Annotated in this window: 14 protein-coding genes; 5 read left to right on the top strand and 9 right to left on the bottom strand. The window is 51.2% G+C overall.

Annotation, left to right across the window (positions count from 1 at the left end; translation table 11 throughout):
* Positions 1-48: 48 nt before the first annotated feature.
* The 4 genes from JIN82_RS13940 to JIN82_RS13925 all read right to left on the bottom strand — a co-directional run bounded on the left by JIN82_RS13940 (position 49) and on the right by JIN82_RS13925 (position 7,232).
* On the bottom strand, positions 49-2,379 hold the full coding sequence (locus tag JIN82_RS13940) for a GH92 family glycosyl hydrolase (protein ID WP_200312272.1): 2,331 nt from the start codon (positions 2,377-2,379) through the stop codon (positions 49-51).
* Between the two features lie 156 nt (positions 2,380-2,535).
* Positions 2,536-3,078, bottom strand: coding sequence for a tetratricopeptide repeat protein (locus JIN82_RS13935; protein WP_200312271.1), 543 nt, complete (start codon positions 3,076-3,078; stop codon positions 2,536-2,538).
* A gap of 198 nt (positions 3,079-3,276) precedes the next feature.
* Complete coding sequence (locus JIN82_RS13930) at positions 3,277-4,302, bottom strand: LacI family DNA-binding transcriptional regulator (RefSeq protein WP_200312270.1); 1,026 nt, start codon at positions 4,300-4,302, stop codon at positions 3,277-3,279.
* Between the two features lie 416 nt (positions 4,303-4,718).
* On the bottom strand, positions 4,719-7,232 hold the full coding sequence (locus tag JIN82_RS13925) for a protein kinase domain-containing protein (protein ID WP_234042041.1): 2,514 nt from the start codon (positions 7,230-7,232) through the stop codon (positions 4,719-4,721).
* Positions 7,233-7,553: 321 nt separating this feature from the next.
* Between JIN82_RS13925 and JIN82_RS13920 the strand changes: the two genes are divergently transcribed.
* On the top strand, positions 7,554-8,033 hold the full coding sequence (locus JIN82_RS13920) for a COG1361 family protein (protein WP_200312268.1): 480 nt from the start codon (positions 7,554-7,556) through the stop codon (positions 8,031-8,033).
* A 38-nt stretch (positions 8,034-8,071) separates the two neighbouring features.
* Here the strand turns inward: JIN82_RS13920 and JIN82_RS17330 are convergent, their stop codons facing one another.
* Positions 8,072-8,371, bottom strand: a complete 300-nt coding sequence (locus tag JIN82_RS17330; protein ID WP_234042040.1) for a hypothetical protein — start codon at positions 8,369-8,371, stop codon at positions 8,072-8,074.
* Between the two features lie 195 nt (positions 8,372-8,566).
* On the opposite strand from JIN82_RS17330, the gene JIN82_RS17325 reads away from it, so the two are divergent.
* Positions 8,567-8,704, top strand: coding sequence for a hypothetical protein (locus tag JIN82_RS17325; protein ID WP_234042039.1), 138 nt, complete (start codon positions 8,567-8,569; stop codon positions 8,702-8,704).
* Positions 8,705-8,839: 135 nt separating this feature from the next.
* Here JIN82_RS17325 and JIN82_RS13915 read toward each other — a convergent pair whose 3' ends face one another.
* Together JIN82_RS13915 and JIN82_RS17320 are read right to left on the bottom strand one after the other, a co-directional pair.
* The gene (locus JIN82_RS13915; RefSeq protein ID WP_200312267.1) at positions 8,840-9,031 is read right to left on the bottom strand and encodes a hypothetical protein; all 192 of its coding nucleotides are present in this window, start codon (positions 9,029-9,031) and stop codon (positions 8,840-8,842) included.
* A gap of 305 nt (positions 9,032-9,336) precedes the next feature.
* Entirely contained in the window at positions 9,337-9,528 is a 192-nt protein-coding gene (locus JIN82_RS17320) for a hypothetical protein (RefSeq protein ID WP_234042038.1), read from the bottom strand.
* Between the two features lie 47 nt (positions 9,529-9,575).
* Between JIN82_RS17320 and JIN82_RS13910 the strand changes: the two genes are divergently transcribed.
* Positions 9,576-11,666 (top strand): glycerophosphodiester phosphodiesterase family protein, encoded by a 2,091-nt coding sequence (locus JIN82_RS13910; protein ID WP_234042037.1) that lies wholly within the window; start codon positions 9,576-9,578, stop codon positions 11,664-11,666.
* 510 nt (positions 11,667-12,176) lie between these two features.
* Here the strand turns inward: JIN82_RS13910 and JIN82_RS13905 are convergent.
* Entirely contained in the window at positions 12,177-12,452 is a 276-nt protein-coding gene (locus JIN82_RS13905; protein WP_200312265.1) for a hypothetical protein, read from the bottom strand.
* A 4-nt stretch (positions 12,453-12,456) separates the two neighbouring features.
* Between JIN82_RS13905 and JIN82_RS13900 the strand changes: the two genes are divergently transcribed.
* Both JIN82_RS13900 and JIN82_RS13895 read left to right on the top strand, forming a co-directional pair.
* Positions 12,457-12,798: a hypothetical protein gene (locus JIN82_RS13900; RefSeq protein ID WP_234042036.1), complete on the top strand. Its 342-nt coding sequence runs from the start codon at positions 12,457-12,459 to the stop codon at positions 12,796-12,798.
* 56 nt (positions 12,799-12,854) lie between these two features.
* Positions 12,855-13,070 carry a hypothetical protein gene (locus JIN82_RS13895; RefSeq protein WP_200312263.1) on the top strand — a complete coding sequence of 72 codons (216 nt, stop codon included), beginning with the start codon at positions 12,855-12,857 and terminating at the stop codon, positions 13,068-13,070.
* Between the two features lie 17 nt (positions 13,071-13,087).
* Here JIN82_RS13895 and JIN82_RS13890 read toward each other — a convergent pair whose 3' ends face one another.
* A complete protein-coding gene (locus JIN82_RS13890; protein WP_325099520.1) occupies positions 13,088-14,725 on the bottom strand; it encodes an MbnP family protein in 1,638 nt (545 codons plus the stop codon).
* Between the last annotated feature and the right edge of the window lie 38 nt (positions 14,726-14,763).

Below are 14,763 nucleotides of genomic sequence, written 5' to 3'. Positions count from 1 at the left end.
GCTGGCTGGCTCACGGGATAAATCAGCCAGTTAGCTGAGAAATTTGGTTTATTCTTTGGGCTGGCTGAGTGATGGAGGTCTCAGGCTTGGGTCACTGCCCCAGTCTTTATTCGGCTCAGGTCCCATAGTAAATTCTAGCACACCGCCTTTGATTAAATCCTCGTGCCTCAGCCAGGCGGCTTCTATCGGAGTGCCATTTAAACTCAATGATTGCACGTAAACGTTTTCTGCTGAGTTGTTATGGGCAATGATTTCCACCTGCTTCCCGGAATGATAGTTAGGATCTAAATCGACAGTTACTTTATCAAAGAGTGGACTACCTACCAGATAGACGCCAGATACTGGGTCCACTGGATGAATGCCCATGGCGCTGAGGATGTACCACGCAGACATTTGACCGAGGTCTTCATTACCGCAGAGCCCCTTTACTCCAACGTCGTATGCCCTATCCATGACGGTACGCGACCACTTCTGAGTGAGCCATGGTTTACCAGCGTAGGTGAAGAGGAATGGCACGTGGTGAACGGGCTCGTTAGCGTGATTATAATATAAATTCCAGCCCGTGAATTGACCTTCGCTTTTCTCAAAAAATGGCTCGAGATGAGCTAGAAATTTTTCATCGCCACCCATTAGATTGATGAGCCCTTGGACATCGTGAGGCACAAACCAGCCTTGTTGATAGGGGTTACTTTCTACACAGCCAGCTCCTTTGAGCAGCCCTTTCCAAGCAGCCCATTGCTCATCATTAATGCGTGAGCGCATATTGCCAACTTCTGGGTCGTAGACGTTTTTATAGTTCATTGAGCGCTTGAGAAGAAACTCAGCATCTTCGTTTTTCCCAAGTGCCTGGGCAAACATACCAACTGCGTAATCTGCATAGGCGAGTTCTAGCGTTCTAGACTGGCTATTTGGTACATATCCTAGCTGGATGTATTGCTCGCGCCCGCGACCATTGCCAGCTGTCATGACGGTTTTCCAACAGGCTTGATAGGCAGCTTCGACATCAAAATTTCTAATCCCTTTGAGATAGGCTTCAGCAAAAACGATCACCGCTGGATCCCCCACCATACACTGAGAGTAGGCGTTCATCATTTCCCAGCGCGGCAGATATCCGCGGCCACTTTGTTGGGCCATCTGTAGCAGGCTATTGATTTCATCATTTACGATGTCTGGCCGCACTAATGTTAGCATGGGAAACTGGCTGCGGAAAACATCCCAGCCGCTGAACAAACTACGATATGTGAATCCATCAGTCTGGTGAACTTTGTTATCAGCGCCGATGTAGTTGCCATCGTAATCGGAAACTGATCTTGGGTCGATGTAGGCATGATAGAGAGCGGTGGAGAAGATGGTTTTCTGATCCTCACTGCCACCTTGGATGGCCACACCTGTTAATTCATCAGCCCATAGCTGGCGGTTGGCTGCTAGTACTTGAGCAAAGTCCCATGCGGGAATATCTTTTGCTAGATTGGCTTTTGCTCCAGCTTGGCTGACAAATGAAATGCCAGCCTTCATCATGACTTGGTCGCCAGCGCTAGTGGGAAACTCAAAATAGAACCCGGTATTTTTGCCCTCAATTTCCGCTAGTGATGGGGTGATTTGCTCAGCATCCCAGAACCCCCAATTTTCAATCTTTCTATCAAACTGGAGATAGAAATGCATGGTATAGTTAGCCTGTCCATTACCGCGTCCCCAGCCACCATCTTTGGACGAACATTGCATGGATCCCTGCAGGGTATAGTCGTCCACCTTGCTCACCTGCTGGTGGCTAAACTCCAGGCGACCTTGGCGCATGCCTATCCGCCTAGCAAAATCTAGCTGGATGCGGCTGGTTTTAGCCTCTGGAAATGTGAACCTGAGCATGCCTGAGCGCGGCGCCGCAGTAAGCTCAGCGAGCAGATCGTAGTCGTCCAGCATGACGGAATAATAACCAGCGCTGATAGACTCATTTTCATGAGAGAAGCTAGATGCTACTGGGCTAGTGAGTACGTCTCTAATTTTACCGCCGACTGGACGTAAATATTTGAGTTCCTCACCGGTGCTTGCCATGACTTGCAAATTACCAAACTCGCCATACCAGCCAGCGCCTGAGAGTCTAGCAAAGCTGAACCCCTCAATCTGCTCATGGGTATAACAATAACCGGGAGCATAATCTTGCCCAGTGATGGTGTCAGGGCTGAGCTGCACCATGCCAAAGGGGGTACACGGCCCGGGAAATGTTTTGCCGAGCCCATGACTCATGCCCTCTTTTTTTGCCCAACAACCAATGATGGGGTCAATGTATTCCACCAATGCCTCACCATACATGGTCTCGGCTGGCTCTTGAGCACTCATCTGTGTGCTGAAGGTACAGATAGAAGCGATGCTTATGCCTAGCATAAGTTGACGTCCTTGCTTTCCTCTTCTGCTCGCGTTTTTTTTACCTATTCTGGCCTTTTTCATCACCGTCCTTATCTTCACCTATTATTACAGCAAATAGCGCAGGTTTTCACCTGCGCTAATGATTACGATCTTAAGATACTAACTATCAGCCGACTAATTGCGCACTGTTGATAGTGGAGTGATGACGATAGCGTATTGATCAAAGCTAGCTCTAGCACCAGCTGCATTGAGGATGTATTCTAGCACTTTATCAGCTGGGACGTTGTTCAGCTTCAGTGTGATGGTTTTGCCGCGCAGTTGTTGGGCGTGGGCTTCAACTAATACAAAGTTAGGCGCAAACTCTTTGTTAGTTTCAGTTTCGATATGGTGACCTAACGCGTCCAAAGATTCTCTCAGGCTGGCATCTTGCAGGTCTATGGTCTTGATATTGACACTAGCAAAACGCGCTTTGCGCTTCTCTAAATCTGCTTTGGCAATATTTTGGTCCAAATTCGCCAGCTGGACACGAGCTTTGGAGTTGTTTGGGTAGAGCTTGAGTACTTGCTGGAATGCTGCGGACGCTTTGGATTTCTCGCCGGCTTTAACGTAGGCGACTCCTTGGTCGTAATAATTACGGGCATCCTCTGCTTTGTCAGCCAGTGCGACTGAGCTCATTGCCAAGAGGCCAGTGAGCGCGATTGTCATGTATTTTTTCATAGTCGGTAGATATTTGTGCGTTACATTCAAATATAAACCTTTCTTGGCGGTTACGTCAAAAACTAATCCATCGATCTAGCTGACGCTGACGCCTTATGTCTGATAAAAAAACTGACACTACCCGAAGGTAGTGCCAGCCAAACATAAACATAATACGACAATTTTTATTGGATCAATGAGATCCAGCAGCCCTTGCGGTTATACTGCTACCTTCACTTCGTGAAGGACTTTGGTGCAAGCGGCAGGTTCTTTCTGCTGCTTCGCTTGACCTGGAAGTTGGGCCAAAAGGGTCTCAAAGGCAGAGCGCACGATCGCTTCGTTTGGTTGCTCAGCGTAGACTACTTTAGGAGTAACGTAGTCGAAGAGGTCGAGCTTATCGAAGCAGCCGAGTTGCAGGTTAGCAATTTGTTCTGCGTGATTTTGGTGGATAGACTTGAGGCCATCTTGAGCGAGCAGGCTGTTGCTGAATACTACAGCGTCTACTGGCTGTTTGGCATTAAGAAGCTCAGCCATGATGGTGTCCATAGACTTGCCAGCTGACTCGTTAACTTCTTGCAGCCAGTTGCTTTCCATCTGGATGTTAGCGTCGTTCATTGCTTCTTGGTAACCTTCTACGCGAGAATCAGTAGCGAGCTGGCCGATGTGGTTGCATACCATGGCGATGCGCTTGCTGCCGTTAGCGAGCAGTCTCTTAGTTACCTGTCTCATTGCGCTCTTGTTATCTACGCCGATGCTGCTGAGTTTTACTTCGCTAGAAGAAGCGATGCGGTCAAACAGTACTACTGGTAGGCCAGAGCCAGCGAGCTCTTCAATGTGTGGGCTATTTACATCAGCTGATGCAAGAAGGATGCCGTCTACTGATTGTTGGCGGAATTTAGCAAGGATTGAACGCTCACGTTCGATTGATTCGCTAGAGCTACCGAAGATCACATGATAGCCTTTATCAGATGCTTGGTCTTCCAGCATACGAGCGATCTTTGCATAGTATGGGTTAGAGATATCAGGAACGATAAGGCCGATGACCTTAGTTGATCCCAGGCGAAGGTTTCTTGCTACTGCATTTGGGCGGTAGTTGTATTTGGCGACTAACGCTTCAACGCGCTCTTGTGTCTTTTTGCTGATTTTTTTGGTCTCAGCGTGACCATTGAGTACAAATGAAACTGTAGTCTTAGAAACTCCAAGTTCGTTTGCGATGTCAGCGAGTGATATTCTTTTCCCCTTCATGATTTTTGCTTAGTTGTGTTGTTGATTGTGCCATCTTTAATCACTCGTCTGATCGATATTAAATCGGTGTAGTGTATCATCGAAGTGCTTGCGGATGGGCTATGTTAATTGGGTGTGCCGATTGCTCAGCGTGGGGGCATTAATCATTTGTCAGACGTGTGATCCGGGGGGGGATCCGCAGAAGCGGGTGGTTAAACCGTTTCTTGCCTGCTTGTAGTGTAATGCCGCTAACTGCATTTAATTGGACACTTTTTTTTACAAAAAGATGTCAAAGGGTGATTTTACGCCTGAAAAGTACTTGCCTACTTAAAGGTTTAAGCACAAAAAAACCGTATTAACTCATTGAGTTAATACGGGTTCACAAAGTTAAATATTTGTGTCAAATGAACGTTTTTTAACGCTCTTTCAAAAAGTGTCTATTTTATCTGATCGGCACGAGATTTTGCCCACTGGCGCCCCTCGATGTACTCATTGTGGGGTTCACCACGGTTAATTAATGCCTGCCATTGGCCAGCTGATTTAAGGTATATTTGCTTTGCTTGCTCATTATTTCCGAGCTCGCGGGCAATTTTCCCCAAGTCGCCATACAGATATGCCAGCGATCTGCGCAGCTCCACCTCACGCGGGCCAGCACCAGCCTCAATTATCCCGTCCATTAGACTTGCCGCCTTACTGGCCAGCTCAAACTCAGTTTTTTTATCGGTCTCGTGGCTGGCTAGCATCCAATGGAACATCGCCAGGCGATAAGTCAGTTCGTCATTTGCTGGGCTGTCGGCTTTTTTATACTTTTCTAATAAAGCTACGGCTTCTTTTAAAAACTTCACGGCTTGCGTGCGATCACCACGATCACGGTAAACTACAGCCTTAATTCCCAATGCGGTGGCTTTTTGTAAATCTACCTCGTAGCTAGATTTCAGCCCCGCCAGAAGTTTCTCTGCAGCGGCCAATTTATCGCGACCTTTTTTATCCTCGGCGTCTTCTAGGTAGGCCTCGGCTGCCATCAGCTCGATGCTGGCCAGCTGGGCTTTGGCAATTTCCAGCTGTGGGTTCTTTTCTAGCAGCTCGAGTAGCTGGCCGCTGGCTTGCTTGCGCAGGTGAACGGCATCATCTTCGCGGCTCAGCGCATCTGCTAGGCTAGCACCTTCCAGTGCGTATTCAGCTAACTTCGACTTCACCCTCACGCTCTGCGGGATCACTTTGTGCAAGCGCTCTAGCGAGCCAATTATCTTGAGCAGCTGTTCTAACGACTCCTCTGGCTTATCCTCCGCTATAGCTCGCGCTTCTTGTATATCTAATGCCACACGCGCTCTAGCATAGAGCTCGTGAGATTCATCTATCTGGTCTACCAGCTGGCGCACTACTGGCAGGTAAATTTGCACATTTTCCTCGTCGTCGGCATCAATCGCCTGCATCAATGCTAACAGGTGAACACGGGCAGATCTAGCCAGTGGCACCTCCATCTGCTGCTCAGTCCACGTGGTCTCTGCCTGCGCTAGAGTAGTTACCGCCATGCGGTATTTCTGCTGGGCGATGTACACCTCAGCTAGCTGTAGCTCGATACGTGCCTTCATCGGCTGCAGTGCAGGGTTTTCTTTCACACTCTCATGCGCCGCCTCTAGCTGGTCTTGGAGAATTTCCAGCCGCGGGGTATTTTCAAATAACTCAGGCAGCTCGTAGTTAGCCTGGCGCATCATCCAGCCAGTTAGCCTATCATTCATGTCGCTAGATGCTAGCACCTGCTGGTAGGCGTAATCTGCACGCAGCTTTTGTTGTTCAAATTTTTCTTCTGCCGTGAGCTTGGCATTTTTGGCTTTGGCCAGTTGTTTTTCCAGCTCGTCGATGCGGCTGCTCTGCCGCTCGATGACGGCTTCTCTATCATGCAGCTGGCCAGAGAACTCAGTCTTTTTACTTTCCAGCTGGTTGCCAATCTCCTTTTTACGATTCATCATCGTCACTGCAAGCACCACGCTGGCCACCGCAGCTACCGCCACCACGGTGAAGCGTACTTTTTGCAGCTTGCCCGCCACCGCAGCTTTTTCAGCGCGCTCGATGTCATGCCATGTTTTCACCACGGCTTCTAGGTCAGCTGGCCGCTTATCAGGATCTATGGACAAACAGCTGAGAATCAGCTCGCGCAGAGCTTGATGTTTTTTACTTGGCGAACTCGCTGGCCAATTTTCCACCTCGGCCTCGGTGACAAGTTTGCAGATTTCCTCCACATCAGCATCCACCTCTACCAGTGCGCGCGCATCGGGATCAAAGGGGGCTGCGGCACCAAAAATCTCATCGTGGCGAGGAAACTGACCACGCAACATGCGGTAAGCCAAAATACCAAAAGCATAAACATCCCAGCGGTATCCTTTGCCCTCAGTATAACCATCTGGATTCATCAACTGCTCAGGCGGCGCGTACAAATACGCATCGGTAAACTGCAATAAATTCACCGATGGCATCTGGCCCATGCCGTAATCAGCCAGCCAAATCGCCCCTTTTTCATCAAAAAATACATTACTTGGCTTCAGCTGACCGTGCGCCACACGCTTGCGGTGCATCGCCGCCAATGCCTCAGCCAGCTGGAAAATCACCTTCCACTTGCCCTCATCATCCAGCCCTTTGAACTTGCGCTCCAGCGTGCGTGGTTGCCACTCACCATCCACCTCATCCGCCATCAGTGGCATCACCAAGCCATAGCTGCGCTCACCTACAGAGATCCACTTTTGCTCAATCATGCCAGTGGGGAAACTCTCGCCATCCAGCCGGTGCATCAGTTTCTCCAGCATACTGCGGTTCACCGCCAGTGATTCCAGCACACGCACCGCCACCATGCGGCCACCCTTCTCCCGTGCAATGTACACGCGCCCACACTCCGCATCACCTATTTGGCTGATGAATTTATACCCTTTGAGCTTTGGTGCCTGCACAACTTCCATACCAAAGCATTACCCAAAATGCCCGATTGCGCCAATGAAACATTACCCCGCTAACTCAAACACCCAATCAGCTCAATGCGCTACAAACAGCGCCACTAGCTACATTCCCGCTCATCTATAGCCACCAGCAAAGAGGTCTAATCGTAATACACTGAAGGCTAATAACTTCCAGTAAATCACCCATATTCACCAGCTAGACCAACTGGTAGGCCAAAGCAGCTCACGGTGAAATCCTGCCATCAGCAAATTCTAACTTGAAACTCCACGCCCCGCAGGACAAGCTACAGTAAAGCCATCTTTGCGCTAACAACTCTCTCACCCATGTCATCTCTCAAACCTATCCTCTGGGGCTTCGGCATCTTCTTTGCCATCTGCCTGCTCGCCATCGTCAGCATCGGCCTGCTTCTCAACCACTCCATGCAAGATGTCGAAGGCGTCGACGTCACCCTCACCAACAAAACCAATGTCCAAGTGGGCGAAACATTCGACCTCGTCATCACCGTGACCAATGAAAGACCTGAAGAAACCCTCGATCTATCAGACATTGATATCTACCACGATTACCTCGATGGCTTCACCGTTGCCGATATTCAACCCAAACCAAAATCCACCATGGGCGACCCATTCGGCGAATTCCGCACCTTCACCTTCGCCAGCAAAATCCCACCCGGCGCCAGCAAAGACTTCACCTTCACCCTACAAGCCCAACAAGCTGGCATCTTCCGCGGCGATGTAGACATCTGCGAAGACCTCCAATTCGTCACCAGCATGGCGCAAACAGTCGTCACCGAAGCGGAGTAGCTGGCTCAGCTAGCTCATCATAAAAAATGCCGCACTTTCTAGCTGGAATTTCTCATGATCCACCTGCTGGCTTGGCGATCTACCACGATGGTGGATTCCGAAAAAAAGTCCGAGAAACTACAGCTCAGTCGTTTCGGGTTTTTCCGCAGCCTTCCCGCCAAGATCCCCAGCCAGCTCCCAGCCGCCAGCCAGCTAGATTTCCAGCTAAAGGCCATAAAAAATGCCAGGCATTTTTCAGCTAGCTGGACCACCATTCCTTTATCTACAATCATCCCAGCTGAAATCACCTCGATCTTTTCGGGTTTTTCCGCAGCCTTTTCGCCAAGATTTCCAGCCATCTCCCAGCCGCCAGCCAGCTAGTTTCTAGCTGGCATTTCTCGGCATCCACCAGCTGGTTTTGCGATCTATCGTGATAGATAGATTTTCGAAAAAAGGTCCGAAGGACCGAGAAACCACAGCCCAGATCAAGGCAGGGCTGAAAGCCCAACGCAGGTCTGGGAAATCGCCCACAATAGAACCAAAACCCTGAAAGGGTGAGAGAAAGCCCAGCCGACCTGCTGGCGACAAATACCAGCTACAGCGGCACCTATGCGGAGCCCATTCAGGGCTCAGCTCTCAATGAACCTCGCTGCCCGCGTGATGACTACGCCATCGCACGGCGCTGGCATTGAACCATGCCTTCGGCAGTGGAATTCCTGCTCAATAAGGCCATAAAAAATGCCAGACATTTTTCAGCTATACAGCCACACCTATGTGGAGCCCATTCAGGGCTCGGTCCTCGGTGAACCTCGCTCCCCGAGGGATGGCTACGCCATCGCGCAGGGCTGGCATTTAGCCATGCCTTCGGCAGGTGAAATGCCGCTAAAAAATGCTGCAAAAAATGCACGGCATTTTTCAGCTAGTTTGACCATAATTCCTTTATCTACAATCATTTCAGCTGAAACCACCTCGGTCTTTTCGGGTTTTTCCGCAGCCTTTTCACCAAGATCCCCAGCCATCTCCCAGCCGCCAGCCAGCTAGTTTCCAGCTATCCTTTCTCGGCATCCACCAGCTGGTTTTGCGATCTATCGTGATAGATAGATTTTCGAAAAAAGGTCCGAAGGACCGAGAAACTGCAGCCCAGACCAAGGCAGGGCTGAAAGCCCAACGCAGGTCTGGGAAATCGCCCACAATAGACCCAAAACCCTGAAAGGGTGAGAGAAAGCCCAGCCGACCTGCTGGCGACAAATACCTGCTACAGCGGCACCTATGCGGAGCCCATTCAGGGCTCAGCTCTCAATGAACCTCGCTGCCCGCGTGATGACTACGCCATCGCACGGCTCTGGCATTGAACCATGCCTTCGGCAGTGGAATTCCTGCTCCATAAGGCCATAAAAAATGCCAGGCATTTTTCAGCTAGCTGGACCACCATTCCTTTACCTACAATCATCCCAGCTGAAATCACCTCGATCTTTTCGGGTTTTTCCGCAGCCTTCCCGCCAAGATTTCCAGCCATCTCCCAGCCGCCAGCCAGCTAGATTTCCAGCTAAAGGCCATGAAAAAATGCCAGGCATTTTTCAGCTAGCTGGACCACCATTCCTTTACCTACAGTCATCCCAGCTGAAACCACCTCGGTCTTTTCGGGTTTTTCCGCAGCCTTTTCGCCAAGATTTCCAGCCATCTCCCAGCCGCCAGCCAGCTAGAAATTCAGCTATCCTTTCTTGGCATCCACCAGCGGGTGTCACCATCATCCAGCTACCGCACCGACGTTTACTAATTGCCGATTTGCAATTCACCATTCTGCGTTATGCTGGGCCCATGCAGCGCCAGCTTCAAGAACTCGCCCAGATCACTCACCCACTGAGGCTCAAACAAAACCTGATCCAGTTCATCCTCATCCGGCTACTCTTCAGCGCCGTGGCCACCACCCTGCTAGCGCCGGTGGCAGCCTTCTCCACCAGCTACCTGCTGGGCCGGGCAAATGACAGCATCATCAGCAACTACGACATCGCCAACTTCCTGCTCTCGCCGCTCGGCCTCGGGTTTCTCACCGTGTCTATCGGCTTCACCTTTGCCATCCTATTTTTCGAGCATTCAGGCGTCATCATCATCGCCCGCTCAGCCATGAGCCACCAGGCCACCCCCAGTTTGCTGCGCGTTTTGTGGATAGAAAAATCCCGCTTCGTCAAACTGCTCCAGCTCAGCGTCGTCTATTTCTGGTTATACTTCATCGCCGCCATCCCGCTGCTCACCACCGCTGGTTACCAATTTCTCACCCTCACCGCCGAGCGCGATATCAACTACTACCTCGTCGTCAAACCACCCGAGTTCTGGGTAGCCGTCGCCCTCGTAGTCCTAGCTGGAACCGCCACGGCGGGGCTGTGGATTTGGCTCTTCCTGCGCACTTTCCTCGCCGTGCCCATCTTGTTATTTGAATCTCTCACCATCGCAGACTCCATGCGTGAGAGCCTGCGCCGGTCACGCCAGCTCGGCCTCGCGCCCGTCAAGCTCGTGCTCATCATGGCAGCCCTCACCACCGCCCTGCTCAGTGTGGTCAATTTCCTCCTCTCCCTAGCTAGCGATCTATTTCTCAACCACGGACCGAGCTCGCTGCAGCTCATCCTCATCATCACTGGCGTCCTCGTCGCCAGCCAGATCATCTGGAGCGCCATCACCAGCTTCTTCTACAGCACCACACTCGGCCTCAGCGTTAGCCATTTCTACCTACAGAGTGGCGGAAAAAAATGCACCGAGACCGAGTCCAGCTGCCGGCTCAATGGTTTCCTCTCACGCGCCAATGCCCGCACCATCATCGTTGGCGGCCTCGTCGCCCTGCTCGCCATCGGCGGCTCAGTAGCCAGCGGGCTGCTCAGCCAGAGCCGTAGCGATACCCACGTCGTCGCCGTCACCGCCCACCGCGGCAGCTCCATAGACGCGCCAGAGAATACCCTCAGCGCTCTCCAGCTAGCCATCGACCACGGTGCGGATTTCTGCGAAATCGACGTGCAAATCACCGCCGACGGCGAGCTCGTCATCACCCATGATACCGACCTCAAACGCATCACTGGCGAGAACCTTCAAGTCGCTGATCTCACCCGCGAAAAACGCCTCCAGCTAGACGCCGGCGCGTGGTTCAGTAGCGAGTTCAAAGGCGAGCCGCTCGCCACCCTAGACGACTTCATCCAGCTGGCTGGTGACGACATCCAGCTCAATATTGAGCTGAAATTTGGCCCCGACCGAGACGGCCTCATCCAAGGCGTCGGCCAGCTGCTGCGCCACACTGATTTTACCAAAAAATGCGTCATCACCAGCCTCGACCAACACGGGCTGCTCGCCATGAAAGCCGCCTTCCCTGAGCTCATTTGCGGGCTCATCGTCACCCAGGCCATCGGCAATATCACCGAAACTCCCGTCGATTTCCTCAGCCTCAACGCCGGCCAAGTCGACCGCAGCACCATCGAGTTCGCCCAAGCCGCCGGCAAACAAATCCACGTCTGGACAGTCAACCAAAGCGTGCAGATGCACCGCATGATCGACCTCGGCGTCGACAACATCATCACCGACGCCCCAGACATCCTCGTCGCCCTCCAGCAAGAACGCCAACAACTCACCCCCATCGAGCGCCTCGTCCTGCTCATCCAAACCAGACTTTGAAGAGAGAAGGGTGAAGAGTGAAGAGTGAGTTCCAGACTGATGGAACCCATACCACCAGCCTGCTCCGCAGCTCTGCCGAAGGCTTTCGGACTGCGGTGATCCTTCACCGCTTTCGCCTACGAGTGGTATCAGAAGTTTCAAAGATCATCGCGCATGGGTTAATCATGGACCCAGCTAGCCACGGAGTGGCGGTCGTTCGAAGCCCTTGGCATAGCCTAGGGTATAGACGCCCCTCGAGAGCATAGCCACGGAGTGGCGACCATTCACCAAACCACAACGACACATCCAGCCTGCTACCTAGGGTAGGTAAACAAATGGTCCCAGTTGATCCAACCAGCTAGCTGACCCGAAGGGCTAATAGACTTTAGCCATAGGTCAGCGAGCACAACCCGAAGCCCCCCCAACAGAAGGATTTCCCGAAGGGAAAATGGCCCCCTCCAGCTGGCCAGATATCCCCCAGAAAAACCCGGTTTCTAAACTCAAAAAATCGCTCCAAACCTTGTAGCTACGTCAAAAACCGATAACCACGCGAAAAAAATGCCGTGCATTATTTTCTCTTATTTTCCACCTTCTCTCCGACCCAAAACCTACACCAAAGCGCCGCGAAAAAATGCCGTGCATTATTTTCTTATTTTCCACCTTCTCTCCGACCCAAAACCTCCACCAAAGCGCCGAAGGATCGGCCCACTCCAAAGCCTGCGGCAGCCAATCACCACACCACTCACCATGAATGCTGGATAGGATTTGGCTTTGCGTAATGTGCCAGCCAGCTAGATTCTCTAGCATGTCTATGGATGATGATTCCGAATACGAATTAACCGAAAGTTTGTGGTTTCAAAAACCTGGGGATGTAGCCAAATACTTCACCATTAGCATCGGTAAACCATACCCACTAAACGATGAGCATGATAACTGGGCAGTGCGCTGCTCACTCGGGGCTATCATGCCCTGTGAAATATCAGCGCTGACCCAAGTGAATGCCTACTCAGCTCTATTAGGTGCGTTCAAATTTGTAGCTATTTTTCTCAATGGCAAACAAGAGCAAGGCTACAAATTCTACTACGACGAAGACAGTCTAACAAACAACGACACTATCAAAGACATCAACGAACTCTTCTGGGGAAATATCTAATTTCCTTCCCACAGCTGGCCACATTGGCGAAGATTCCCGCAGCCCAGCTAATCATCATGAGCACCGATTCCAATCAGTCTAAAAAAACCGCCGATCCAATCCTAACTATGAGCGAGGAAGAAGCGCTCGACTACCTGAAAAAGATCGCCGAACAAGACGCCAAAAACTGCGCCGTTCAGGGGATTGAGATGCCTGTGGAAGCGCTCTATCAGAGCCACCTCGAGTCGTATCGCAAAAGAAAAGCCAGCTTCGACGCCATGCAGGGTGAGTGAACCGCTCATCTATCTCCTTAGAGAGTTTTCAAAAAGGCGATGAGCGCATTTTTATCCTCAGCTGATAGACCCAACCCTTGTGGGTGTTTGGCCAGATTAGGATCCAATGTTGCACTCGCCTCTATCGGGCTATTGTAGTGGTCGATGACCTGCTCAAGCGAGGAAAATCGTCCATCGTGCATGTAGGGCGCGGTCAGTGAGATATTTCTCAACGAGGGCGTGGAAAACTTGTAGCGGTCGCTAGCTTTACCCGTAGTCGCTGCTAGACCGATGTCATCATTAGTAGTCAGTCCGTTGTTATGAAAACTATGATCGGTGAACAAGGCACCGCCATGGCAATGAAAACAATCAGCGCCAAACTTTCCAAGACGTGGCTCAAACTCAGTGAAAAAAAGTTCAAACCCACGCTGTTCTTCTTTTGTTAGCTTGTCGAGCCCTTTGCTGGCGCGGTCAAACTTAGAATCAAAACTCATCTGGGTGAGTAAAAAATTCTCCATCGCGAGGCCGATGTTTTCAGCGCTGATTGCGGCCGAGCCAAAAGCGGCGGCAAAGAGATTTTGATAGACTGGATCATTTTCCAGCTTGGCCACCACCTTGTCTAATGACTCATCCATTTCAAGATGATCCTCAATCGGCATGAGAGCCTGAAGACGCAGCGAGGATGCCCGACCATCCCAGAAAAAGGATTTCTTCCAGGCCAAATTCACCAATGGCATAGAGTGCCGCTGGTTATGCTTGCCATCCACTCCCGGGCTGAATTGCCGCGGGTCTGATAGAGTCTCACCCTGATGGCAGGACGCACAGGAGAGCTCATTAGTGCGCGACAACTTGGTTTCATGAAAGAGCATCTCACCCAGCTCGACTCGCTCAGTGAGCAATGGATTATCTAGCGGTAATTTGGGAATCGGGATGTACTTGGGCAAGGTGATAGGATGTGGCGTGATGCTCGCTGGTAGGTCAATCGCTTCGACCACTGGCTGGCTGGGCATGGCCCTAACTGGTGCCACAGCCTGCAGCTGGAAAGCGCTGGGAATTGCCGCGCGGATTTTCTCAGCCACTGGATCACCCGCCTGCGAGTGAGTGGTTGCTCCGTCATCAGCAAATGAAATCTGTGAGAGAAGCTTGGCGATATCGAAGCTGATCAGCGCGGCTGAGTCGGTCTGCAAATCAATCTCAGCCTCCAGCATGACTCGCGTGCGGTTAGCATCATTGGCAAAATGATAGGCGTACCCCGTAGGCATCTTTTCCCCCGGCTGCCTGCAATGACCCTCCAGCGCCATGAAGATATATCCCCCCTGCCAATCCCAGTGCATGTTGTTGAGGTTAGGGTTGAGCGGGTGATTCGCCGGATAGAGCGCTGGATTTGAATGATTCTGCTGCTGGTCTAGGCCGATGTAAAAACTCAGTGCGCTGTACTTGCCAGCTGGCACATCTGCTAGCTGGATGCTGTGCCGTGAACTGGAATCGTCGATGTAGCCGACCAACTCACTAACATTATAAATCTGTCCATTTTCAGCATGCAATGCAATGCCACTAACAAGGTAGCTGAGACGAGTGGATGAATAGACTTCAGAAGACGCATTTTTGTAGCGCAATGAATCAGCTATGAGTGCTTTCCCCTTAAGCTGATGGCTGAAATTTAACCGCAAATCCACCTCTGCTGGTAGATTTGCAGCAAAACAAAAAATCAGGC

Source organism: Persicirhabdus sediminis, from assembly GCF_016595495.1.
Lineage (GTDB): Bacteria > Verrucomicrobiota > Verrucomicrobiia > Verrucomicrobiales > Akkermansiaceae > Persicirhabdus > Persicirhabdus sediminis.
Note: the sequence above shows the minus strand (reverse complement) of the source record. Positions and strands in the feature narration are given on the sequence as shown.